The 25,899-nt window shown below is 37.4% G+C and carries 20 protein-coding genes; 12 read left to right on the top strand and 8 right to left on the bottom strand.

From position 1 onward, the window contains the following. Positions 1-44: 44 nt before the first annotated feature. On the bottom strand, positions 45-905 hold the full coding sequence (locus AABK36_RS13745; RefSeq protein ID WP_309938335.1) for an AraC family transcriptional regulator: 861 nt from the start codon (positions 903-905) through the stop codon (positions 45-47). Positions 906-1,096: 191 nt separating this feature from the next. Here AABK36_RS13745 and AABK36_RS13750 point away from each other — a divergent pair, with 191 nt between their 5' ends. From AABK36_RS13750 to AABK36_RS13765, 4 genes are all read left to right on the top strand, one after another. Then, positions 1,097-2,623, top strand: coding sequence for a hypothetical protein (locus tag AABK36_RS13750; RefSeq protein ID WP_309938333.1), 1,527 nt, complete (start codon positions 1,097-1,099; stop codon positions 2,621-2,623). Between the two features lie 131 nt (positions 2,624-2,754). Next, entirely contained in the window at positions 2,755-3,000 is a 246-nt protein-coding gene (locus AABK36_RS13755) for a thioredoxin family protein (RefSeq protein WP_309938332.1), read from the top strand. Positions 3,001-3,066: 66 nt separating this feature from the next. Continuing rightward, positions 3,067-4,050, top strand: coding sequence for a permease (locus AABK36_RS13760; RefSeq protein ID WP_309938330.1), 984 nt, complete (start codon positions 3,067-3,069; stop codon positions 4,048-4,050). 78 nt (positions 4,051-4,128) lie between these two features. Then, complete coding sequence (locus AABK36_RS13765) at positions 4,129-4,731, top strand: sigma-70 family RNA polymerase sigma factor (protein ID WP_309938329.1); 603 nt, start codon at positions 4,129-4,131, stop codon at positions 4,729-4,731. A 5-nt stretch (positions 4,732-4,736) separates the two neighbouring features. Here the strand turns inward: AABK36_RS13765 and AABK36_RS13770 are convergent, their stop codons facing one another. After that, on the bottom strand, positions 4,737-6,863 hold the full coding sequence (locus AABK36_RS13770) for a DUF748 domain-containing protein (RefSeq protein ID WP_309938328.1): 2,127 nt from the start codon (positions 6,861-6,863) through the stop codon (positions 4,737-4,739). A 209-nt stretch (positions 6,864-7,072) separates the two neighbouring features. On the opposite strand from AABK36_RS13770, the gene AABK36_RS13775 reads away from it, so the two are divergent. Next, positions 7,073-8,059 (top strand): fasciclin domain-containing protein, encoded by a 987-nt coding sequence (locus AABK36_RS13775; RefSeq protein WP_309938327.1) that lies wholly within the window; start codon positions 7,073-7,075, stop codon positions 8,057-8,059. 77 nt (positions 8,060-8,136) lie between these two features. On the opposite strand, the gene AABK36_RS13780 is transcribed toward AABK36_RS13775, so the two are convergent. The 4 genes from AABK36_RS13780 to AABK36_RS13795 form a co-directional block, all read right to left on the bottom strand. Continuing rightward, positions 8,137-10,287, bottom strand: a complete 2,151-nt coding sequence (locus AABK36_RS13780) for a S9 family peptidase (protein ID WP_309938326.1) — start codon at positions 10,285-10,287, stop codon at positions 8,137-8,139. Positions 10,288-10,449: 162 nt separating this feature from the next. Beyond that, entirely contained in the window at positions 10,450-11,376 is a 927-nt protein-coding gene (locus tag AABK36_RS13785; protein WP_309938325.1) for a LytTR family transcriptional regulator DNA-binding domain-containing protein, read from the bottom strand. Between the two features lie 88 nt (positions 11,377-11,464). Further along, positions 11,465-12,280: a DUF4249 domain-containing protein gene (locus AABK36_RS13790; RefSeq protein WP_309938324.1), complete on the bottom strand. Its 816-nt coding sequence runs from the start codon at positions 12,278-12,280 to the stop codon at positions 11,465-11,467. A gap of 5 nt (positions 12,281-12,285) precedes the next feature. Beyond that, positions 12,286-14,652 carry a TonB-dependent receptor gene (locus AABK36_RS13795; protein WP_309938323.1) on the bottom strand — a complete coding sequence of 789 codons (2,367 nt, stop codon included), beginning with the start codon at positions 14,650-14,652 and terminating at the stop codon, positions 12,286-12,288. Between the two features lie 438 nt (positions 14,653-15,090). On the opposite strand from AABK36_RS13795, the gene AABK36_RS13800 reads away from it, so the two are divergent. The 5 genes from AABK36_RS13800 to AABK36_RS13820 all read left to right on the top strand — a co-directional run bounded on the left by AABK36_RS13800 (position 15,091) and on the right by AABK36_RS13820 (position 21,619). Further along, positions 15,091-16,422: a M16 family metallopeptidase gene (locus AABK36_RS13800; protein WP_309938322.1), complete on the top strand. Its 1,332-nt coding sequence runs from the start codon at positions 15,091-15,093 to the stop codon at positions 16,420-16,422. 80 nt (positions 16,423-16,502) lie between these two features. Next, positions 16,503-18,566 (top strand): M16 family metallopeptidase, encoded by a 2,064-nt coding sequence (locus AABK36_RS13805; protein WP_309938321.1) that lies wholly within the window; start codon positions 16,503-16,505, stop codon positions 18,564-18,566. Positions 18,567-18,728: 162 nt separating this feature from the next. Continuing rightward, positions 18,729-19,244, top strand: coding sequence for a Crp/Fnr family transcriptional regulator (locus tag AABK36_RS13810; RefSeq protein WP_309938320.1), 516 nt, complete (start codon positions 18,729-18,731; stop codon positions 19,242-19,244). Positions 19,245-19,453: 209 nt separating this feature from the next. Beyond that, the gene (locus tag AABK36_RS13815; protein WP_309938319.1) at positions 19,454-19,939 is read left to right on the top strand and encodes a hypothetical protein; all 486 of its coding nucleotides are present in this window, start codon (positions 19,454-19,456) and stop codon (positions 19,937-19,939) included. 444 nt (positions 19,940-20,383) lie between these two features. Then, complete coding sequence (locus AABK36_RS13820) at positions 20,384-21,619, top strand: DUF4932 domain-containing protein (protein ID WP_479680300.1); 1,236 nt, start codon at positions 20,384-20,386, stop codon at positions 21,617-21,619. Positions 21,620-21,734: 115 nt separating this feature from the next. Here AABK36_RS13820 and AABK36_RS13825 read toward each other — a convergent pair whose 3' ends face one another. After that, complete coding sequence (locus tag AABK36_RS13825) at positions 21,735-23,000, bottom strand: AGE family epimerase/isomerase (RefSeq protein ID WP_309938318.1); 1,266 nt, start codon at positions 22,998-23,000, stop codon at positions 21,735-21,737. 143 nt (positions 23,001-23,143) lie between these two features. After that, positions 23,144-24,175 (bottom strand): threonine aldolase family protein, encoded by a 1,032-nt coding sequence (locus AABK36_RS13830; RefSeq protein WP_309938317.1) that lies wholly within the window; start codon positions 24,173-24,175, stop codon positions 23,144-23,146. Positions 24,176-24,574: 399 nt separating this feature from the next. On the opposite strand from AABK36_RS13830, the gene AABK36_RS13835 reads away from it, so the two are divergent. Continuing rightward, on the top strand, positions 24,575-25,057 hold the full coding sequence (locus tag AABK36_RS13835; protein ID WP_309938316.1) for a hypothetical protein: 483 nt from the start codon (positions 24,575-24,577) through the stop codon (positions 25,055-25,057). A 126-nt stretch (positions 25,058-25,183) separates the two neighbouring features. Beyond that, positions 25,184-25,759, top strand: coding sequence for a hypothetical protein (locus AABK36_RS13840; RefSeq protein ID WP_309938315.1), 576 nt, complete (start codon positions 25,184-25,186; stop codon positions 25,757-25,759). The last annotated feature ends 140 nt before the right edge of the window (positions 25,760-25,899 follow it).

The following is a 25,899-nucleotide window of genomic DNA, read 5'->3' on the forward strand; positions in this document are numbered from 1 at the left end:
CTTCTTTCAATCTAAAAAAATTAATATGAATAGACACAGATAAATCAGCCCTTTACTTTGTTTCTATAGCTTTGAGGAGTAATCTCAAAGTGCTTTTTAAACACTTTTGTAAAATAAGATAAATCCGTAAAGCCCAAACTCATCGCTATTTCCTTGATGGATTGATCTGAATAATGAAGTCTTCGAGCGGCTTCTTGAGCTATGAACTTCTCTATAAATTGCGCTGGCGGAAATCCCGTCTTCATTTTGATCAAACCGCTTAACTTGCGAACTGAAACTCCCAATGAATGAGCGTAAAACTCAAGCTTCTTTTTTTGATCGAAATTCTCCTTTACCAAGGAAATAAAATCATTAAGCAGAGCATAATTGCTGTCTTGAGAATGGGAAGTATTTTGCTCGTTTGATTTTCTCCACCTATTGATTTTTGTCAATAAAATCTGAATATACAATCGACACAATTTCAACCGATCTTCATTATCTTGATCCTCGTAATACGCGCATAAAAGCTCGCACTCCTTATACATTATTTCACGATCCTTTTCATTCAGGTACAAGCAAATAGAGTCAGGAGAATAGGCCAATGCTTCCGCATATTCTTTCTCATCCGCCAGAAGCATCTCTGAAAAATTAATCACAAAGCCCTTGACTTTTCCTTCCGCTTGCAAATGATGGATCTGATGCGGCAATATCAAAAACACAGCACCGGGAAGAATTGGAAACACTTTATCCTCGATCAAGTGCGTACCCTTAGCATCTTGAAGACAAATCAATTGAAAGTACTCATGCCTATGCGGGCTTAATCCGTGTCGGGTAAATGTTTCCCAAGGCTCCCCATTAAGCATATTAATCGACATCAAGCCTTTATGACTTCCCAACGATACTTTTTTGATATAATCTTCCTCCATACAGCAATTTTCTTTTATTATAACCTATTAGTCAAGGTTTATTCACTAAAAAGTTAGAAGTTGACTGAGATAAGCAGAACTCTTTTCCAAAATATAAATCAACATTATGCTTCTAAATTGATTCTATAAAATAGATTCAGCATTGCAAATCGACAAATCGTTCTCCGCCATAAACGCCATAAAATAAAGGCATGTTGCTCATTTCAAAAGCAAAACATTCAAACCGAAAACGCAATAATAATCTGACCAGCTCGAATGCCTGTGTCAAGCAGCCTGTCGTGCAAGCAATGCTTAAACGTTTCAAGAAAAAGAAAAAAAACGAAGAAGAGGATTACGATGTCAGCCAATACGAAGTAACCGAAGAAGATGAATTTGTCGAAATTGTCAAAAAAGCGGAAAGCTTGGACATTGGAACCGATGACACACCTCCAACACCAGAGCCTCAAGAAAGCCAGGCTGACAATCTGCCAACATTGCTAGATCCGCAATTAGGCGCTATTTCTCTTCCACAACCTCCGTCATCTCCTCCCCCGGACTACCAACAACATGATGATTTTACAGAAACCTATCGCGAGAGAGTATTTCTACCAGACTACGATACACACAAGGACTTCACAAAAAGTTATTTGCACGAACATGTTGCGAATTTGGACCCAAGAGAAATAGAGATTCAGCGCGATGCCCAAAGAATGCTCAATGAAAGATACCCTGTTGAATCAATCATACCCGTAGAAGAGACAAGCTGGGGACAACGCCTATGGCGAACACTTACACGCCGTCGAGCTCAAGAAGGTCCTGCTCCAAGTCTCCCATCATTGCCTAATATTCCAGAGCAAACGATGAATCAGCCGCAATGGAGAATCGAAGCAGACCCATATACCAGCAATCCTTTATCAGACAGACTTAGAAGACTCAATAGAAGATATCGAGAAAGAATTGCTCATCGAATACCTGAATTTGATTGGAATGACAGAAATCCCACGCAATGGGATGGAGTTCATTCACGCATGAGCTTTTCGAACATTCCTGAGCAAATGACCGAAGCATATTATCACTATATCCGATTTTTTGAAAAAAGAGCCATGTACTTTGTCAAACAACTTGGAGCTGCCTCGCTTCAAAATATTAAAGGCATCTCCGACAGAAGGCTTTGCACGACTTATAATGAATTCCTTGATCATTTAATCGAATATTGCATCGATTGCACAAGTGAATCAAGCAGAGAAACCACCTACTCAAGGCTTCTTCAGCATGCGGAAGAAAAAAATGCTGAAATAGGAGTTATGTTTCACAAGAATTACCTGAGAGGCATGTGCCATGCTGCCCATTATTTATGGAAAAAGAAATTTGTTGATCCGTACCTGAGCTTTGGAGCAATGAATATCGAAGACATCGATTTCATACGAGAAGTCAGAACTCATGAACCATCCACGATGACAGGCAGGGAGCTTGTCGTGCATGGAATTCATTCAAGCAAAAGGAAAAGCTCTCAGAGCGAAGAAAGCCTTCTCGAAGCTTACCGTAAAATGTATTCTGATGTCAGAGTCACTGCTTATTCGAACAAATGGCATTATCTTCCCTACCAAGATGCTATGGCTGAAATTATGCGAGCCTTGCAAAACTTTAACATGTTCGAATTTGAGGATATCTTTCTTGACTCGCTGATCAAAGGCCTTGCCTTAAGGATTCTTTTTGAGCTTAGAGAAAAAAGGTTTTAAATCTAACCCTACAATACTACCTACTTGGATGGCCTGTTCTTATGGTCTCATTTTTTTTTAAAAAAAACTTCAAAACATGTGTCTTTTCGCATGCTTTCCAGTCTTCGCTATGAAAACAAAATAGAAAGGCTATGAAAACGGAAATCAAAATACTTCACGCGCCATGTTGCGGTAATGGAAACCCTCAAATAAGAAAGAGACTAGAATCTTTGGCTGAAAAGAAAGAAATCGATATTCAAATCATCGATATTACCGATATGGCGGAAGTGATGTCCTATGGGACAATGACATTTCCATCTCTTGCTATCAATGGAAAAATCTATGATTACAACAAATTAAAAAAAGCGGAAGATCTCATAAACGCGATCAAAGCATAATGAGCAAGGAGGTTTCAGGCCTCCTAAAAGCTCACCGCAAACTTCCACTAATTTAAAATTTTCGTCATGAAATTTCTCGAAAACATATACGGTTCAATGGCAGACTATATTGTCTACCAATTATTGCAAATGACAGAAGGAACGCCATATGCAAATGCTTTGCATTACTTTCTTAGTGGTGTTACTCTCATTATGACGCTAGTTCTATTGGTCACTTACTTGATGGGTTTCATCAATAATTATTTGCCAATGGAGAAAATCAAAGGCTATTTGGAAAGAAACAAATCGCTTGGCTTAGGAAACTTAATGGCTTCAATATTTGGAGCAATCACTCCATTCTGCTCTTGCTCGTCCATACCTTTATTCATAGGTATGATGCAAGCTAGAATTCCACTTGGAATCGCCTTGTCATTCCTCATCACTTCTCCTTTGGTCAATGAAATCGCTATCGTTATCTTCTGGTCCGCATTCGGATGGAAAATTACTGTCATATATATATTAACCGGAATATCCTTGGGAGTAATAGGTGGAATATTACTCGAAAAACTAGGCATGGCGAAATACGTTGCCGATTGGGTAAAAGATCTAGCAAGACAAGAAGTGAATAATACGAAAGCAGATAGTCCAAAGCTCAGCTTCAAAGAAAGATGGCCTGAAATACATCAAACTGCCATGACAACGCTTAAAAAAATCGGTCCCTATGTATTCTTAGGGTTAGGTATAGGCTCTTTCATACACGGTTTTGTGCCAAGCTCTTTCGTTGAAACGTATTTGTCAAGCGAAAGCTTTTGGGCAGTTCCATTGGCAGTGATCCTTGCCATCCCTCTCTATACCGATGCTGTAGGCATACTTCCGATCATTACCACATTGATAGCTAAAGGGGTGCCTATGGGAACAGCTATAGCATTTATGATGGGAGCTATAGGACTGTCATTGCCAGAGTTCTTATTGCTCAAAAAGGTCATGAAAACCAAACTTGTTATCGCATTCTTTGCCACAATAGGTATTGGAATGATCATTTCGGGATACTTGTTCAATATTCTGTTCTAATTGGTCAAAAACAAACACCCAATGCCAAGGTTTTATTGAAGCCTTGGCTATATTCAATTAAACAAATTACTGCATATTATGGCTGAACAAAACTGCTCGCAACCCTTAAATGAAATCATTAGCAACTATTACGATTACTTGAAAGCCTTCGCAATCAAAAACATCAAAGACAAAAATGAAGCGGAAGACATTGTCCAAGAAGTGATGCTCAAACTTGTCGAGTCATGCCATAAGCTTCAAGAAATCGATAACATAAAAGCTTGGCTGTTTAGAGTCGCCAAAAATGAAATCATCGATCAATTTAAAAAACGAGGATTAAACGATTCTTCCATAGATATCCAGAACCTTGAGGAAGATTTTGATAGTAAAGCGGAACAAGATATCGAAGCAGACTTTATCATCCCCATGATCAAACTTCTTCCTGAAGCATATTCAAAACCGTTGATATTGAGCGATATTGAAGGAATCCCTCAAAAAGATATTGCCTCTCAATTAGAGCTTGGACTTTCCACCACTAAAATGAGAATCCAAAGAGGCCGAAAAAAACTTTATGAACTCTATGAAAACTGTTGCGAAATCGAATATGACTCAACTGGAAGCTTTCTAAATTGCCATATAAAAGACAGTTGCAAAACACTCAAGGAAATCGAATCGGAATTAAATAAAGAATACGGCCGATAGGTCCGCTACTCTTCCTTTACTTTCCAACGAACTTCAAAGTGCGGCTCCGATCCCACATTCTTCGGATGTTCCATTTTAGACCTTCTAACAGACATATTAAGGCCTAGCGAATCAAGCATGTTCGAAAGGCCATCAAGTCTCATGCTATCCAGCTCACTGCCGTTCATCAACTGAATTATGCTCGATATTGCCTTGTCTTCGGAATTTGATCCATCTTCTGCCAAACTATCCGTCGTGACAAGCGCTTCCATCTCATTCTGAACAGCTAATGAATCTTGCAATATTGCATTCGCAACACGCTTCTCCTGCAAATATCTATTTTCCAAAACAGTATCCTTGTAGTAAATCAATTCAAACTCTAACTCAGGCCTTTTCTCCAGCACTTTTTTAAGCAAATTAGCCGAACGGGCATGTTTTTTTGTCAAGTCTGCTTCTCCAAGCTCAAAATCAAATGATTTGATATCTTCTGGATCAGCTTTGACTAGATTCGACAACTTTTTGAAAGGAGATTTCACCGCTCTTACGATCAAATTCTTAGCCGTTCCCCAGATCAACTTGTTAATATTGTAATCAGGATCGTTCATATCTCCTCGCATAGGAAGGTCTATTTCTATATTGCCTTTGTCATCCTTTAAAATCGCCAACGCCAGTTTCAATGGCATATCATACAAACTTCCATCTTTTTCTCTTTTGCCTAATTCTACCCGATAGATCTTGATCTTATTATCGCTAACTATTTTCTTGTCTTGAATCGTATTATGTCCGTAATAATATATTTGCCCGTAGAATATTGGGAAGCCTGTATATTTCTTCGAATAAAAATTCAAATCCGAAAGCTCAAAATCTGAAATGGTATACTCTAAGTCCAACTCATAAGGATCTTGAGGATTTATGCTTAACTGAGCGACTACATTTCCTTTGTCATTCAGTTTCGCAGAAGTGTTGATTCGCAATGAGTCCGTTGACTCCGTCAATTTTGAGGTCTCAAACCTTATATCTGATATATTGTATTCATATTCTTTTTCAAACCTCTTGTCGATAAGCTTCAAATATGCGTCTTGAACCATTAACTGCCCAATACTATAAGCCAATTCGACCGCTTCAACATTTTCTTCAACCTGCAATGTATCCCCCTCGTTTTCCTGCATCATTGGACTTGCCAACACATGCAAATTGCTTGTAGAGTCTTCAAATTCAAACCGCATGCGAGGGCCATAGCAATTGATAGATTCTATTTCAAAAGAGCTTTTCAAAGGCTTGACCGTAGACAAGTCTATTAGCAAAGAATCCATTCCCAGCACTTCTTGGTCTGTTAAATCAAGCAGGGAAAATGCTTTCATTCCAGCCTGACCAGAAATACTTGTCAACTCATATTCATTAAGGTTAGACACCAAAGCGATTTCAGTATTCAAGAAGCCTTTCCAGCTTGAAAAATTAAGCAAATCCTTAGCATATCTGGAAAAAGGGCTTAGGTCCACATTGCTAACTACCGACTCGGATTTGATCAAACCCGTATTCAAATTTAAATCTGTTACAGAATGAAACGTTCCCCCAGTTGCTAATTCAAATGAAATTTCCAGATTCGAGATTGCATTAAGCGCGCTAATATACTCCGGCAACTTCAAGGCTATATTTTTCAACTCCAAAGAATCACCTGTCTCCCCGTCGGAATAAGAAAAAACACCTTCTTCTATTTCAATATCTTTCAATTCGATTCGAAAAGGCTCTGTTGTTTCTTGTTTGGCTTCTTCCGAGTTATCTTCATTCAATCGGTCAAATAAATCATCAAAATTAAAACCTGATTTCGAAGCATATACTCGAATAAAAGGCTCTTCCAATTCGATCGAATTAATTATATTCCTTCCATTGATCCACGACATCAAATCCAATTTCACATCAAGCTTGTCAAATGACATGAAGACTGTTTGACTGTCTTGTTCAAACAACTTAAAATCCGATAGCTCTATTTCACCATCCCACAAGTCTAGCTCCACTTTTTCAATGCTTGTTTTTCTGCCTAATGTTTTTTCCAATTGGCCTTCTAAAAACCAAGCCAATTGACTTGAATAGAAAAATGCTTCAACGACAAAGAATAAAAGCACTATTGCGATTAAAATATAGCGACGTTTCATGGCATAAAAAATCTCATTCGATCTTAAGTTATTTTCATTTCCTGCACCGCTAAGTTATGTATTTTTTTGGAATAGAGGGCCCAACTTTTATATGAAAATTCACTAAGAGTCAATAATATTTTACTCACATTCAACTCTATTCTAACCTTCTATTGAAAATCAAACATAAGCTTCAAGGCCTTGTTTCAAAATAAAATACTTGAAAAACTGTGAAAAAAGCACCTATCAAAGTTCTCATTTTGAATCTTATTTTAGCCATTGCAATTCCTAGTTTATTATCGTCTTGCAATAATGACAGCGATTCCGGAACTTCTCCTGAGTCCATCAGTTATTTCATGTCTTACGATTTAGGAAATAGTGAATTTGGAAAACTATTCAAAGAATCCCGCTATATGGAATTGCTTGATAAAAATACAGAAGAAGATTATCTGGTATTCGCTCCATCGGATCAAGCAGTATTAAACGCTTTCGACAAGGATGAAATCTCGAACTTTTCTCAAAATGACATTGACCAATTTGTAGGCATGCATATCGTAGACGCAAAAAGCATCGATGATAATTATACAAAAGAACAGTACCCTACCGAGGCGACAAATCTGGATGGAAGTCATGTATTGATGACGCTTGTTGAAGTCGCCAACTCATTGTATGCGGATGGTGTAAAAGCCAATTTGGCCAAATCGACTAAATCCGGAAAAGTATACAAGGTTGACAAAATTCTAGACCCTGACAATGTATTGGACATACTTTCCATTGACCCTAAGTATTCTTTGTTTGATTATGTACTTAGAAGAGATATAGAGCTTGACCCTTTTGTCAAATCATTGATCAATGACAAAGACAAAAAATACACGTTAATATCGATCAATAACACGGACATGGACCGTTACTTAAAAGCCAAAAATTTAGACAATGTCAAGCAAATGACAGACGAAGACATAAAAGAACTAACTGGCAAAGCATTAGCTCTTGGACATATCGCCGTTAAGTCTGATGATCATGCATACTTCACTAGTTATGGAGGCAACAATTTAAAAGTCGATTATATAGGTGGAAAGTACGAAATCAACTACGCTGATCATGATAAAAATAAATCTGAAACAAGCGACAGTCCTAAGGAAGAGTTACTTAAAGGGCTCGGTAAAAGCCTTGTCAGGTTAGCCCCTTCGCTAATAGGAGATCTTTTCGACTTTTAAAAAATAGCTGAACTCGAATAACAAAAGCCCAAGAGCATCAAACTCTTGGGCTTTTTATTCTTTAAAAACTTTAGAATCTACTCTGATAATTGGTCAATCAAAAAGGCATACTCCAAAGCAGTCTCTTTGTACGACTCAAATCTACCTGAAGCACCTCCATGCCCGGTCTCCATATTCGTTTTCAATATAATTGGCGCGCTTCCTGTATGGTTATCTCTCAGCTTGGCTACCCATTTTGCCGGTTCCCAATACTGTACTTGACTATCATGCAGACCAGTAGTCACCAACATAGCAGGGTAATCCGCTTTTTTCACATTGTCATATGGAGAATAGCTTAACATATACTCATAATATTCTTTATCATTTGGATTGCCCCATTCATCGTATTCCCCGGTTGTCAATGGTATACTCTCATCAAGCATTGTCGTTACCACATCCACAAATGGAACATGAGCCACCACAGCTTTGAACAAGTCCGGACGCATGTTTACAACAGCCCCCATTAAAAGACCTCCAGCGCTACCGCCCATAGCAGCTATTTTATCATTGCTTGTATACTTCTCAGACACCAAATACTCAGCGCAATCAATAAAATCAGTAAACGTATTTTTCTTATTCATTAATTTACCATCCTCATACCAATTTCTGCCTAACTCTTGTCCTCCTCTTATGTGAGCCAATACATACACAAAGCCTCTATCCAATAAACTAAGTCTTGAAGAACTGAAATACGGGTCCATAGACGCTCCATAAGAACCGTACCCATATAACAACAAAGGATTTTTTCCGTCTTTCTTAATGCCTTTTCTATATACTATTGAAGCAGGAATTTTCTTGCCATCTCTTGCTGTAATATAAACTCTCTCGGATACATAATTTTCAACTGAAAATTTCCCTCCAAGAACCTCCTGTTGCTTCAACAACTCTTGCTCTTTGGTATTCATATTAAAATCGTAGATTGATCCTGGTGTAGTAAGAGAAGTATAATAATACCTCAGTACATCCGTATCGAAATCTAAATTCACATTAGAATAAGCCAAATAAGCTGGATCGTTGAATTCCAGGTCATAATCCAGCTTACCATCCCAGCTTTTCACTCTAAGATTCGTAAGCCCATTTTTACGCTCTATCAAGACAAGGTAATTTTTGAAAATTTCAATATTTTCAATAAACACATCCTCTCTATGAGGAATCAAATCAGTCCAATTCTCTACAGAAGTTTTATTCTCAGGAGCTTGCATCACCTTGAAATTCTTAGCCTCATGATTCGTCACTATATAAAACTTATCGCCATAATGATTGATGCCATACTCCAAACCTCTTGTCCTAGGTTGGATGATACGAAACTCTCCTTCCGGATTATCCGCCTCCAACACCCTTTGTTCGGAAGTCATAGTGCTATGAGAACCTATCACAAGGTACTTATCCGATTTAGTTCTATAAATATAAGTGCCAAAAGTCTCATCAGCTTCATGAAATACCATTACATCATCGCTAACATCGGTGCCTATTTTATGCCTGAATATTTTATAGCTTCTTAAAGCGTCGTCTTTTACACTATAAAACACTGTTTTGCCATCCATTGCCCAAGTAATCCCTCCTGAGGTGTTTGGTATTTCATCTTTCAATATTTCTCCAGTCTTCAGATCCTTGAACTTTATGGAATATATTCTTCGGCTTACTGTATCTTCCGAATAAGCGACAATCTTATCTTTAGGTCCAATTTCGTATGTGCCCAAATTATAATATGCGTAGCCTTCAGCTAAATCATTTACATTGAATATAACTTCTTCCTGCCCATCCAAGCTCCCTTTTTTTCGGCAATAAATCGGATACTCCTTCTGATCCTCATACCTTGTATAGTAGTAGTAACCTTTGTACTGATAAGGCACCGACATGTCCGTTTGCTTGATTCTGCCTTTGATTTCCTCAAACAGCTCAGTTTGAAACTCGTCAGTATGCTTCATTACTTTGTCAGCATAGTCGTTTTCAGCTCTCAAATAGCTGAGCACCTTCTCATCCTCTCTCTGATTCAGCCAATAATACTCGTCTACTCTGACATGCCCATGCGCTTCGAGCTCTTTGGGGGATTTTGCGGCATCAGGAGCTTCAATGCTTAGTGATGCTCGCGCTTTTCTTTTACTGGACTTCTCATCATTGCATGAACTTAAAAAAAGAGCCCCCGTAGCAAAAATCAAAAAATTCAGCGAATAAAAATATTTCTTCATTTCCTAATAGTTAACTATAAAAATTAATTCTATTTTTTGATATTAAATAAAATAATTCCATTTTCAAAACTATAATACCTCTTTGCTTAATTCATTTAAAATGAATTGATTCCCTTAAAATATAAAAACAAAATTACAGAACTAAATTGATAATGAAGCTCCTCAATTAACTTGACTTTTTACGACACTCATCATCAACATCTCTCGAATTTGAGCCAGATATGTTTTGGATACTGGAACTCTCATCGTCTCATAATTCTTTATTAAAAGATAGTTTTTCTTCTCCATAACTTTAAGCGAGGCCGTATTCAAAAGATTGACCGCATAAGATCTATGACACTGCAGAACAGGATATTCCTCCAACTCCGAGAGAATTTTTTTCAATTGTGTTCTAACTAACTTTTTTTCAAGGCCTTCGCTACCTATATAATTAACCAGCACATATTGATTTTGAGATTCGAGGGAAATAATATGCTCCAAAGGCAATAACAAGTTGACATTCCCATTTTCATCCAACACTTCAATCATATTATCATGACCTCCCCATCGATCATAATCATCTTGCATAGCTAACAGCTCCTCCTCCAATTCCTTTTTTGCAACTTTGAGCCTGCTGACATAGATATAGAGAATAGTTCCGCCAAATGGATAAATCATCACCAAGGTTTTTGATATATACACATCAAAAAATATCCACGCATATTCTATAAAACTTCTTTGATAATCAAATGGAGAAAAATCATAAAACACTTCTATGCATTTATAAATCAACAGTGTAAATATCTGAAGAAGAAGCACCTCTCCCATAAAATAAAGCAAATGATTTTTCAAAGACCACACTTTGTTTTTCAAAACACGTTTCCTCAAAAACAATTGAGTCGCCAACAAAGTAATAAAAATTTTAACGCCCTCGAGCAATACCAAAAAAAACGCAAAACCATCAACTCTATCAAAATCAAAGACTCCGAAGGGTTCGTAAATAAATATAAACAACATCACAAACAATGAACTGCTGATCACATACAACCACTTCGCTTTATCTTCCGAAAAATAATCGAAAGGCAAGTCTAAAAACTCCTTAACTCTCATTTACACTCTAATTTCCAATCATTGCAAAGCCGGAAAGCATCAACTAAGAGACATTCCGGCTTTAAAAATCACACTTTTAACGAGCGCATTACTCTTTCACTGTGTACACCTCATGAATAAATTGCGATAACCTGAAATAGCCCAACACTTCCTCTTCAGGGTTATTGATATTTTTACAATTGCCTTTCAAAGGAACAGGAACTGTCGCAAATGGACCTCCTCCACCTTCCGACTGCTCTATAAGTATTCCCATAAAGTTGTAATATGTAATTGAAATTCCATAAAGGTTGATTTCCAGTTGATCTCCTGCGACAGCCTCTTCATACTCATATTCTATCAAAACCTGTTTTCCATCGGAAAAAGCGTCATTGCGAACCGTTTGTTCCATATCGCCATCAAGAGGGTAGAACTCGCAATGAAAAAAGTTGTCAACTCCTTCATCATCATCAACATAAACAGTTATTGTCGTCTGCTCCGACCCAAAGATATTTTCCTTTTTCTCTTCGATCTTTTCAATGTTGCTCACACTCTGCATGGTCTCGGTGGCTTCATACACCTCCCCATTATGAACAATTTCAAGTTTATAGCTGGTTCCCAACTCCGGCACAAACTCTTCCGTCATATAATATCCCGCCTCGCCTTCGGTAAACAAAAACTCTGTATTATCATTCAGCTTGATTACTTTCACTTCCGCTCCGGGTACCATTTCGATACTTCCTTGATCATAATACGGAGTGGAATAACTTAATTTCACCACTTGATTATTTCCCAAAGAGCCTTTCTCCCAATTCATTGAGGCTTCAACAACCAAACGTTTTTGGCCATCATTAAGATCAACTTCAATTACTTCAGTACATGCGCTCAATATATATACGATAAAAAGCAGTCTTATTATATTTTTCATGACAATTAAAATTTAAAATTATATGTTACTGAAGGAATAATTCCAAAAATTGAAGTCTTAGTCGCTTCATTCAAGCCTGTGCTTTCATTGGGGCCAAAGGAAATGGAAGCGGCATTTTGACGATTGTATAAGTTATAAATACTGAAAACCCATTCTCCCGACCATTTTCTATCCTTCTTATTCTGAGGTCTCAATGTAGCCGACACATCCATTCTGTGGTAAAATGGCAATCGATTGGCATTTCTATCCGAATATGTTGGTATCGACTGGCCATTGTAATAAAACTGTCCATCCGGATAAGTCACAGGTCTTCCTGTCTGAAACGCGAAATTAGCTCCAAAACTCCATTTGTCACTCAACTTGTATGAGGCGGTAACAGACAAGTCATGCGTTCTATCATAATTTGTGCTGTACCAATTTCCATTATTGATTCCCGGGCCTCCAGCCTCGCCTCCCAAAGTTTGTTGCTCGGACTTTGAAAGCGTATAAGCAATCCAACCTGTTAGCGTTCCTTGGTTTTTCTTCAACAGCATTTCCAAGCCATAAGCTCTGGAATGACCTGCCAATATTTGCGTTTCAATTCTCTCCTGCCCTATCAAATCCGCTCCGTCGATATAATCCACTCGATTATCAACTGTCTTGTAATAAGCCTCCAGCTCCATGGAATATTTCTCATCCTTGAAATTCTTGAAAAACCCTATTGCATACTGGTCTGCCAACTGCGGCTCCACATATTTGCCACTCGGGGCCCATACATCTATTGGCGTCACTGAAGTAGTATTCGATATCAAATGCAAGTACTGAACCATGCGATTATACCCCGCTTTGATCGAAGTCGTTGAGTTCAGTTGATAGGAGATCCCCAGCCTTGGTTCGAAATTCCCATGACTGGATATCATTTCGCCACTGGAGTACGTTTTTTCACTCATTGGCTCCGCGCTTTCATATATTCCCAACTCCTTGTTATATGTCACCGGCAAACCATTTTCATACTCTCCTATAGTCTCCTCTCCAAATCTTAAAAAGTTGCTGTATCTCAAACCATATTGCAAAGAAATTTTATCTGTAAGCTCATGCACCACATTCACAAACACACCATTCTCTAAAGCGTATTTGTGATTGATTTTCATTTCATTTATTTGCGACTCGCTATTCATCGGAGTAATATCTCCCGGCGTAAAATCATGATAAATACTGCTGACTCCATAATCTACTGTTACTTTGTCATTCATCAACCACCCGAAATCATAAGAGAGTTTGTAATTCTTAACTCCTGCCAGCCAATCCACTCCTTGGCCAAAAATTTGAAAATTATATCTATACCTGCTATAGGCAAAAGTTAAATCACTGTACAAGTCATCATTGAAAGAATGCTTCCAAGTCAGTGTCCCCGTTAAATTGCCGTACACGTTTTTGAAAGCATTTTCTATCTCCATATTATCATCGCCATAATAACCCGACAGAAACAAGTTGTTTTTCTCATTGATCTTATAAGTAAACCTTGCATTCAAATCATAAAATCCCGCGTAACTGCCAAAATTCGCCGCTCTAAGAAATAAATTGGCATAGGAGGCTCTCCCTGCCAGCATAAACGAGCCCTTGTCCGATAACATTGGTCCGTCAACCGCCAGCCTACTTGACAAAATCCCAATCCCTCCATTCACTGCGACTCTATCTTCTCCTGACTTGTGATTTACATTCAATACAGAAGACGCTCTTCCTCCATAGCTGGCTGGCGCCGCGCCTTTGAACAACTCAATACTGCTCACAGCATCTGCGTTGAAAACAGAGAAAAAACCGAATAAATGGGAAGTATTGAAAATCGTAGCGTCATCCAACAATACTAAATTTTGATCTCCGGCTCCCCCTCTAACATTGAAACTTCCATCTCCTTCTCCTCCATTTGTCACTCCCGGCAATAATTGTATGGACTTTATAATATCCACTTCTCCCAAGACCGCAGGTATCTCCTTGATCTTCTTTGAAGGGATTTTGCTTACTCCCATCTGGGGAGTTTTGATGTCGACAGCTTTGAATCCCTCATCAGTGACCACCACAGCTTTCAATTTCTTAATGTCGCTTTTCATCGCAACATTTAAAGTCTGATTGCCAGTAAGGCTCACTTCTTGTTCAAATGATTCATACCCTATATAATTCACAATAAGTTTATATTTTCCCTTGGGAGCGAAAATCTTGAATTTCCCATTGACGTCGGTCGTCGCGCCAATAGTCGTACTGTCAAAATAAACCGTCGCGCCGATCAAAGGCTCTCCATTTGCTTGATCTGACAATATACCACTCAATGAAAAATTCTCTTGAGCTCTCGCCAACACTGGAATGATCATAGCCAGCGTCAATAAGTATTTCAGCATAAATAAAGTAATTAATTAGTTATAGATTGTTCACGATTTTCAATAACCGCAGTGATAAATATAATCGCAGATTTGTAGTATTTTAACTCTATTCTTAATTATGGAGCGAAATTCACCGTTTTGGAGTGAAAATTTCGTCTTGCGAGACCACTAACTTAAAGATCAACATTGAAAACATCAACTCTTCATTAGCATTCTTATGATTTCGAACATATCGCATTATTTTCAAAACATTCAAATGATAAAAAATAAATCAAAAAATCAGTTTGACTTCAAACATGATTTGCCAAATATTGAATGCTTGTGTTAAATGAAATTTTCAAATTCAAACCATTTAAAAATATTTTTCGCCATTTCTATAAAAGCCGTAAGATATAATAACAAATAGTCCTATTTTTAGTGAAAATTTTAAACATTCATTTTTTATAACTATAACTTATGCGCAGATTTTGGTTAATAGCAATCGCCGCAGTAATGTCCACATCAATTTTCGCTCAGACGGCCAAGCCAATAGAGTTTGAAAAGTATACTTTGGACAATGGCTTGAAGGTTATCTTGCACGAAGACCACTCAACTCCCATAGTAGCCATCTCAGTGATGTACCATGTGGGGTCTAAAAATGAAGACCCCAACCGTACAGGTTTCGCTCACTTCTTTGAGCATTTGCTCTTTGAAGGTTCTGAAAATATCGATAGAGGCGAATACATGAAAATCGTCCAAAACGAAGGAGGTGTATTGAATGCCAACACAACTCACGATCGAACTTATTATTATGAAATTCTGCCGTCAAACAAATTAGAGCTCGGACTATGGATGGAATCAGAAAGAATGCTCCATGCTAAAATCGATCAAACAGGTGTTGAAACGCAATGCGAAGTCGTAAAAGAAGAAAAAAGAATGCGTATTGACAACCAGCCTTACATGTCGTTCAGCAAGCATATGTTCGAAAGCGCTTTTACAGAACATCCTTATAAATGGACTGTCATTGGAGAAATGGAGCATCTTAACGCAGCCAAGCTTGACGAATTCATGAGCTTCTACCAGACTTTCTATGTTCCCAATAACGCTATCTTGTCAGTGGCTGGGGATATCACCATGGAAGAGACAAAATCTCTCGTGTCAAAATATTTTTCAACAATTCCTAAAGGCAATCACTCCATTCCTCGTCCCGATAAAAACGAGCCAGCTCTAAAGGCAGAAGTTAGAAAAACTGTTTACGACAACATTCAATTGCCGGCAATATTCACTGGTTACCGCATGCCTGGACAAGGAACCCCTGACGCTTATGCTTTGGAAATGCTCGTCCAATACCTGTCAAGCGGAAAAAGCTCAGCTCTGTACAAGGAAATTGTCGACAAAAAGCAACTTGCTCTTCAACTAGGCGCTTTTCCATACAGCCTTGAAGACCATGGCATGTTTATCACTTACGGAATCGCCAACTCGGGAGTCGAGCTTGAAGATTTGGAAGCCGCTGTAAACGAAGAAATCAACAAAGTGAGAAACCAAAAAATCAGCGATAGGGATTTGCAAAAAATTAAAAATCAAATCGAAAACGATTTTGTATCATCTAACGGTCGTGTAGAAGGAATCGCTGAAAGCCTTGCCAATTATGAAATGTATTTTGGCGATGCGAATCTAATCAACACTGAAATCAAAAGATACATGGAAGTCACCACTGATGACATACAACGCGTTGCTCAAAAATACTTAATTGAAAGCAATCGCGTAGTTCTTAACTATCTACCAAAGGAACAGGAGCCCGTTCAATAGGCTACCCATTCAAGAGGAACCAATTAGCTCTAATTAAATCAGAGCTATGTTAAACATGTAAATTTAAATCAGTGAATACCATGAAAAAATATATTTTATCGATATTAATACTTGCCGCTTGTTTTAACAGCTTTGCTCAAGTGGACAGGTCTATTCGCCCGAAAGCCGGTCCCGCGCCTGAAGTAAAAATGGGCGAATCCACTCACTTCCAACTCAAAAATGGGTTAAAGGTATATGTGGTCGAAAATCATAAACTTCCCAAAATTACCGCTAGCCTTATTTTTCATACTGGTCCCATTTATGAAGGCGATATTGCCGGGCTGATGAGTGCCACAGGCAACTTGATGATGGGCGGAACGCAAAATAGAAGCAAAGATGAGCTTAACGAAGAAATCGATTTTCTGGGTGCTCACCTTAATGCAACGTCAGGTAGCGTAAGCACTTCAGGCCTGAGCAAGTATACTGACAAGCTTTTTTCTCTGATGGCCGAAGTTGCTCTCAAGCCTGATTTCAAGCAAGAAGAGCTAGACAAATGGAAAAAACAAATGAATTCAGGCTTGAAAGCAGATGAAAAAGATCCTAATTCGCTATCCAGTAAAATTTCAAGAATCGCATTGCATGGCAAGGATCATGTATACGGTGAATTCATAACTGAAGAATCTATTGAAGCCATCTCAATTGAAGATTGTCAACAATACTACAATCGCTATTTCAAGCCTAGCATCGCTTACTTGGCTATTGTAGGGGATATTACTCCAAAAGAAGCGAAAAAGCTTGTCAAAACATATTTTAACAAATGGGAAGGCGGCGAAGTAAAGAAAGATTCTTTTGAAGCTTCTCAAGCTCCTTCTGAAAACAAAGTAGCTCTATTCGACCTGCCTTCGGCCGTGCAATCAGTAATAAACGTGTCATACCCTATCGACCTAAAGCAAGGACATGCCGATATAATGCCGATGACAGTGCTCAACCACATCCTAGGAGGCGGTTCCGCTGGAAGACTTTTCCAAAATTTACGCGAGGACAAAGCATTCACTTATGGAGCTTATTCCGATTTTGAAACGGATCAGCTCGTAGGTAATTTTTCCGCTTCAGCGAGTGTTAGAACTGAAGTTACCGACAGCGCGGTGCATGAGATTCTATACGAAATGAACAGAATCAACAATGTGAAAATCACTGACGAAGAACTCCAAAACACTAAAAATGCTCTTGCCGGCAGATTTTCCATTGCTTTGCAAAACCCTAGCACTGCTGCGAGGTTCGCATTGAACACAGCCCGTTATAACTTGCCTGAGAACTATTACCAAACCTATTTGCAAAGGCTGGACGCTGTGACTAGCGATGATATACTAAGAGTAGCAAAAAAATATATCAAGCCTTCAAACGCGCATATTATCATCGTAGGAAACACGAAAGAATTCGCTTCAAAATTGGAAAAATTTGGAGAGATAAGCTATTATAATAATGATGGAGAAACTTATGTGCCAAAACTCCCTGAAATTCCAGAAGGATTGACAGCTGAAACAGTAATCAACACCTACTTGCAAAATATCGGAGGTCAGGAAAAAGTCAGCTCGCTTCAAAATATTGAGATGAACCTAAGCGCTGAAATCCAAGGAAGAGAAATCACCATGATTTCATACAATGATCAAAATGGCAGGCTTTATCAAGCTACGGCTATGGGAAGCATGATTTTGCAAAAAACGGTATTTGATGGAAAAAATGGAATTGTGACGATACAAGGTCAAAATAAAAGCATGACAGAAAGTGAAGTCAGCGATGCGAAAATAACATCCTTGCCAGTGCCTCAACTTATGTACGCAAAAGAAGGCGTAAAATCCTCCATCAATGGAGTCGAAAAAGTCATGAGTTCGCCGGCTTATATTGTAAATGTGGAGTATCCGTCAGGAAAAAAAGGAAAAGAATACTATGATATTCAAACAGGCCGCTTGGTAAAGTCCGTACAGTTTCAAGAAACTCCCCAAGGTGTAATTCCGCAGGCGATTATCTTGTCAAATTACAAGGAAGTGGAAGGTGTTAAAATACCACAAACATTCACTGTTCCAATGGGACCACAAGAAATCATATTCAATGTGAATGACATCAAAATCAACCAAGACAAAGTCACTTATTTTGAATCTTTATAATTGCTCGACATATAAGCTTTAGGGAAAGCCCAAAAGCATTGTTTGTTAAGTTGCATCGAGCAAATGAAGGAAGAGCAAGGCGCATCACTGCCGTCTTTGCTTTTCCTTTTTTATTTAAGCAAAATGCTTGGTTATTTGCGTCATAAATCTTAGTCCTAAAAAATGAAAAACGAAGACCTTCACAAAAATATCTTAATAAAAAAAGGAGATTTTTTCATCAAAAACGGTCAACAAAACTTCCAAATTGGTCAAGTGCTTCAAGGTGTTTTGAGAGGCTTCGCCCTTAATAATGACAGCGAAGAAATCACCACACATTTTTTCATTGAAAAAGATCTTGTATCAGGCAACTATGTGCCAAATATTCCATCAACGATGAATATACAAGCTCTTGAAGACTGCAAATTATCCGTAGCCAATTACAAAGATGTATTTTCTCTGGTGAACACCGACTCGGAACTCACTCGAATTATTTTAGCCAACTTTCAAAAGCTAAATCAACAAAACCACTCAAGAATTGAAATGCTCATCTCAGGAGATGCTTTGGAAAAATACAAATGGTTTTTAACAGAATACCCTAGGCTTCTTAATCGAATTCCTCATTATTATATCGCCAGCTTTTTAGGAATGACGCCAACTCAATTAAGCCGAACACGCAAGACTTTTTATCAACAAATGTAAATGCAACTGCCTTGGCATTCGAATAATTTCGCATCATAAACAATATACCAATATTTATGAATGCGCTTAAAAAATTACTCTGCTGCACTATGCTACTCTCAACAGTATCTTGCACGCTTCAAAAAAACGATCATTCGGCTTTACCTTCCGCCCATAATTCCAGCCAACATTCGATTCACAACCATTCTTCATCAAAAAATTCAGCTCCTATGAAAGTCCAAAAGCCCAATAGAAAATCCTACTCTTATCAGCAAGTTATTCATGGATCTATAGATAAGATTATGCCTTTATACTGTCCTGTAAGAGAACTGGATTGGTGTGAAAACTGGCAACCTAATATTGTAATCAGCAATTCTGGCATTGTTGAAAAAGATTGCATATTCACAACAAATCATGGGGACCTAGAAGTTGTTTGGGTTGTAACGGAATATGACATTGCCAAAGGCCTTGTGGAAATGTATTATCATGTGCCAAAAACATTAATCACCAAGCTGTCGATACAAGTCCAATCGATTGATGAACAGACTAGCCAAGCAAGGCTCACTTATACTAAAACTGCACTTAGTCCATCGGGAGACAAAGTTTTGGAAAAATTCACAAAAGAAGGCTATGATATAATGATGGACTCTTGGGAAAAAGCGATGAACCACTATCTAAAAACAGGCGAAATGCTTACTGGATTACCCAATTTTTAATTAGTTAGTTTCCGCAATAGGACAATTACATTTAAATACCATACTTCCTCCCTTTGGAGGAAGATAAGAGGGAAGGTTTATATCAATAATTTTTCTTACTGAATATATACAACCCTCTTATCGCTTTGCATTCATTTTTAATAAAAAGCAATTCTTTCTCACAAATCAAACTTTAGCAGAAAAACTGAATTATTACAACTAAATAAAACTAAATTAAAACATAATGTTAATTTTGAAACATAATAATAACAAAATTAACATTAACCAATAAAAAAACTACTTTCAATTTTATTTATCATCATTACTTTCAAAGCTCACTCGCAGGATGAAAGCATTCTTAAAAGACCAAAAATCGATAAAAGAACAGAACTCTTAAGCATCGTATTTAGACTTGCGGAGGCAAGAGAGTACTCTAGTAATGCTTTTCCATTATATGTTGATAAAATCAATGCTCACTTCATCCCTTACAAAAAACATCCGCTTATACGATTTGTCAAATCCGATGTAATTGGGAAAAATTTCGTCGGATATGACGCTGTAATGAAAATGGCTATTCAAATCACCGACCCTCCAGGCATGGAGCCCATTGTGCCATTTACAAATGAATTGCCGGATAAAAGATGGGGAAAAGAAAACGCTAATAAATTTTTAAAACTGTTGAACCAATTCTACACTGACGCGAAATGCGAAGAATTCTTCCAAAGCAATGAAGCATTGTATGAAGAGGCTTCCAGAAGGTTTGGCCTCGTATACGACGAATTGGATCTCAAATGGTACAAGGACTTTTATGGACAACAACCGAAAGGCGAGTTCAGAATCGTTATCGGACTTGGAAACGGCGGTGGAAATTATGGACCAAACATTGTCATGCCCGACGGAAAAGATATTATCTATGCTATCATGGGAGCTTACACAACGGATTCCACTGGAATGGCTGTTTTTAAAATTCATCAATACTTTCCTACCCTATTGCATGAGTTCAATCATTCGTTTGTCAATCATTTAGTCGAAAAACATCATCCCGAACTTAAGAAAAGCGGCAAAAAGAATTTTAAACCTGTTAAAGATCTAATGATTTCTCAAGCTTATGGTGGCTGGCAGACGATGTATGCAGAGTCGATGGTTAGAGCCTCGGTTATTAAATACTTGGAAGATCACAAGTCAAAAAAACGCGATGAAGAACTTACTGAAGAAATAAGCAGAGGGTTTATCTGGACGGATAAATTAGTAGCAAAACTCAATGAATACGATCAAAATCGCAAGGAATACCCGTCTCTTGAATCATTCATGCCTGAAATCATCAAATTTTTCGACCAAACGGCATTTGAAATTTATGAACTAAATCGACAAGTAAACAACAAAAGGCCTCAAATCCTTGATTTTTATCCATTTGACAATAACGCTAAAAACGTTGATCCATCCATCAAGGAGCTTGTTTTGACTATGGACAAAAATATTTCAGAATTAAACTTATGGATATCAAGGTCTTATAATGACAATAAAACATATCCGGAAGCAGAAAACATAACTTTCGATTCAGAGACAAAAAAGCTTAAGATCGAGTTTAAAAAACTGGAAGCTAATACCTCGTACCAGTTCAAACTGAGACAATGGGCAATCAAGACAGAGGAAGGCTATGGGATCAACGATTATACTGTTTCATTTGATACTAGTAAATAAATCATTGCCTTAATAATCATTCAAGCTGATTTTAATTAAATCTATATCCTAAAATCAGCTTGATCCTTTCTCGAAAAAAACATGCTTGCCAATATTCAATTTTTAAGCATATTGCCTACTCCCTTTCCTTCAAGTAGCGAATCATTTCAATCGTATGATAAGTTGACTTCCCAATACTTCCTTTGAGCTCGTCCTTAATCGGCTGATTATTTTTATCTATGAAAAAATACTCTCCACCATGCTCAAAATCCGGGAAGTTCTTAAAGAAAAACTTCTTCAATTGGCTGATTTGCTCTTCATATTTTCCACCGCATAAAGACATGGCAATGAGCGCCTCGCAATGTTGCCACCAAGTCTTTCGATCATTCAAAACGGCATCAAGCAACGGGTTAACCTCGCTTACAAAGCCCTCGGACAAATCTTCTGCAAAAAACACATAACTCTTTTTCAAGGTACTGTCTATGATCTCAAAGCCCAATTCTTCAAATTCCTTTCGTTCCTGCGGTGAAAAAATATCCATATCCTTGGCCCTCAAAAAAGCCGAAGCCAACTGAAAATTATGTCCGGGAGTAACGGTAAAACATGGATTTTCATCATTCTCAGTTGTGCAAACGCGCCATTGATCGTCGAATTTCACATTCACCCATCCTATTTCCGCATTCCATGCATGTCTTTTGGCCAACAAAAGATTTTCTTTCAATATCGGTTCATATTTCTCTCTATTAGCCGTATCCACTGTCCATAAGTTATACATATAAGCAGTGATCGGATACATCAAAGCTTGCAACGTTTTGCTTCCTGACACTTGCCCTCCTTCAAATGAATACTCGCTGTAGAAACCTCCATACTTGTCATCTTTGAACTTTTCGACAAAATCATGATGATACATATGAATTCGGCTTAGCAAACGTTTGTCAGGCGCATTTCGATACAATTCCGTCAATCCGCACAAACCATATGCTTGCTGCCATATATCCGCTTGAAGCGGTTTCTCTTTCTCTCCCTTCTCAACAAATGAATAAAAAAACGAAGAGGAATCGCTTGAATCAACAAGATTTAGCATTTGAAAATTGGCAGCTTGTTTGGCTTTATCAAGATTCTTCGGAAAAAACTTCGAGCTATATGCCAGACCATAAATCAATCGACTCAAAGCCACATTATAAATTCTCTTGGATATCAAATTGCCTTCATTGTCTAGATCGGAATAATACGCATGCAATGCGGAGTCGTAAGCATTCCTGTCAAAAAAATCAATGAGATTTTCCATAGAGCCCAAATAAATGTCCATCGTCTTATTCTCATTAGCTCCTTCTTTTGAATTTTCAGCCTTTTGGCAAGACATCGCCAATATTGCCATTGTTAAAAATACGATCTTTTTCACCTCACAAAAATTTTTATTATCACTTCCCTTCTTTGAACGCATTAAACTAAATTAATTGAAAAATCAAATGACTTTTGCAAGCTTCGATGCATTTAAATAATAATCACATTATAAAATCAAAAGCTTACTGATACAATAAGAATTTATTTCAATTCATTAACTTTCACAACAAATTTCTCAAGGTTCTCCTCCTTAGTCGCCCAAGAGGTAATAATGCGAATTGCCGACTGATCGTTGTCTAATTTTCTCCAAACATAAAAATCAAAGTCTTTTGCCAAGACCTCTATTTTATCATTATCAAGAATAGGAAAAATCTGATTGGATTGGGTCTCAGCCCAAAATTTACAACCATTTTCCTTGAATGCCTTGCTGATCATTCGCGCATGATCATTAGCAACCTTAGCCAATTCAAAAAACAAATCACCCTCAAACAAAGTCAAAAACTGCAATCCAAGCAACCTGCCCTTGGACAGCAATGCGCCTTTCTGTTTCAATACAAAATCAAAACCTTCATGAAGGGCTGGATTATTGATCACTATAGCCTCTCCTATCAATCCACCATTTTTGGTAGCTCCCAGATAAAATGCATCGGTATATTTTGCCAAGTCGTCGAACTTCAAGTCATTACTCGCTGACATAATCGCCTGTCCCAATCTAGCCCCATCCATGTAAAGGTATAGATGCTTCGACTGACAGTATTCATATAGTTCTTTTAGTTCTGAGGCATTGTAGACAGTGCCAATCTCCGTAGCATTCGAGATATAAACTACCTTGGGCATAAGCTGGTGAGGAATTATCTGATGAGCATCCAACACTTCCTGAACAGTTTCCTTGGTTAATTTCCCATTGACAGATCGAGCGGGATTTACTTTGTGTCCAGTAGCTTCTATGGCACCTGTTTCATTGTCAAAGATATGCCCTGTTTCTGCCGAAATCACACTTTGATAAGGCTTCAAAAACGACGATATCGCCACTAAATTTGCCTGGGTTCCTCCCGAAACGAAAAACACCTTTGAAGCGGGCGACTGTAATTTATCTACAATGATTTGTTTTGCTTTCAGAGAATATTCATCCAAGCCATAACCATCCTGCTGTTCCAGATTAGTGGCCATAAGAGCTTCAAGTATCTTCGGGTGACAACCTTCGGAATAGTCGTTTTTAAAAGAAATTTTCATCGGAAATTGATTAACGCTTTCGGTCGATTAATTAAAGTCATAAAACTAACCTTTACTATTCGTTCACAACAAAGATGATAATATTTTATCTCAAAACACCTTGAAATTAACTCGAAAGATTAAAAAGATTCTTTGACAGATTATAAGATCTTAATCGGGATTATCAATTTTGAATATCCAAACATATATTTAGAGCATAGCTATTCAAAAACCACCGAAATTCATACAAATATTGCTAATTTTAAACTTAGTAAAGTCGAAAACCCTCTGAATATGTTTGATATGTGATTTTTTAAACTTATTTTTTCATTGAAATAAATTTTTAGCCCAATAAATGAGCTCCACACATAGATGAAATATACGGAATTTGTGTTATTGGGGTGTTGGGCGTAATTATAAATGAAAACAACTGAATTAATAAATAAATACGATAAGTCAAAGGGATTAAGTGAGAGTGATTATTCAATAATACTTGAGTCCGACAGAGAAGATACTGTTAAAGAGCTTAGAAAAAATCCAAATCGAAAATTTGCATTAGACTTATTAGCATTTGTCATCGAGAACAGACAAAAAGAAAATTATAATATTGGTGACGGTGAAAATATAATGTTCGCATCCTATCTAGTAGGACTTCACAAACAAGTAGAAGATTGTTTGGTAATTTGGAAGGCAAAAACTATTGATTTTGATGCTTCTTGTTTAGTAGATATTCAATTAGTTGTCTTTGCAGGTGTTGATATTACTCTCGAATATTTAAAAAACTTAAATTCGGACGATAGCTCAGAAGAACTATTTAAATACATTCAAGACTGTAAAAAAGCAGGAGATTTTGATGAAATAGATGAATACTTTTCAAATGAAAATATTCCTTGGTGGGTTTAACGCAAAAAATATAAAATTGAAATTAACAAAATAGAAACGCCCAACACGCGCTAAAAATGCATAGCTCACTACGTTCGCTATTCCATTTTAGCGCCATACGTTGTGAATCACAACAACTATAAGAATATGAGGAGTGGCATTTTAATTTTACTGTTTTTTACGATTATATCATGTTCCTCTAATGAAGAAAATTCTCCTAAAAGTCTTTTACAAAGTTTTCAAAAACACCCTAAACTAGCACAATCATTTGAAGAGTTACATCGGATAAATAGATCATACATTGAAGAAAATTATCAACATGATTTTTGTGATGGAAAATTTGATTATTTAGTTGATTTGGGAAAGTATAGTAATCTTCACTTGATCACATATCATAAAAATTACTGTTGCCTTTGTATTAAAGATGTTGACCGATTTAAAATTTTGATTAATAAGGATGGGAAGTATTTATCAGGTAATAAGCTGATTGATGACAATAATGAAATTGCTATTCAAATTTCAGGCTATCTTAATTTAAAACTGGGGGGATATACAGCGATCGAAATATATTATGATAAAGCCTGTTCTGAAAGATCATTAACGGACGTATTAGAACAGATCGAAAAAGGTTATCAAAATTATCTCAATGATCGAATTAATTCAACAAATTCTTCATTAAAAGAGTTACTTGAAACAGAGCCACTAAGATTAAGTATATATTAAAACTAAGCCTTCCTATGGCTCGCAGAGCCCAATATGAAGACCGTGTTGAAAAACATCCGCATCTATGGGCTTTGCGACTGGATAATCTGTATTTCGAATGGCTGGTTTTACATGATTTTTCAAAAAATAAGCTTAGGTTT

The organism is Aureibacter tunicatorum (assembly GCF_036492635.1).
Lineage (GTDB): Bacteria > Bacteroidota > Bacteroidia > Cytophagales > Cyclobacteriaceae > Aureibacter > Aureibacter tunicatorum.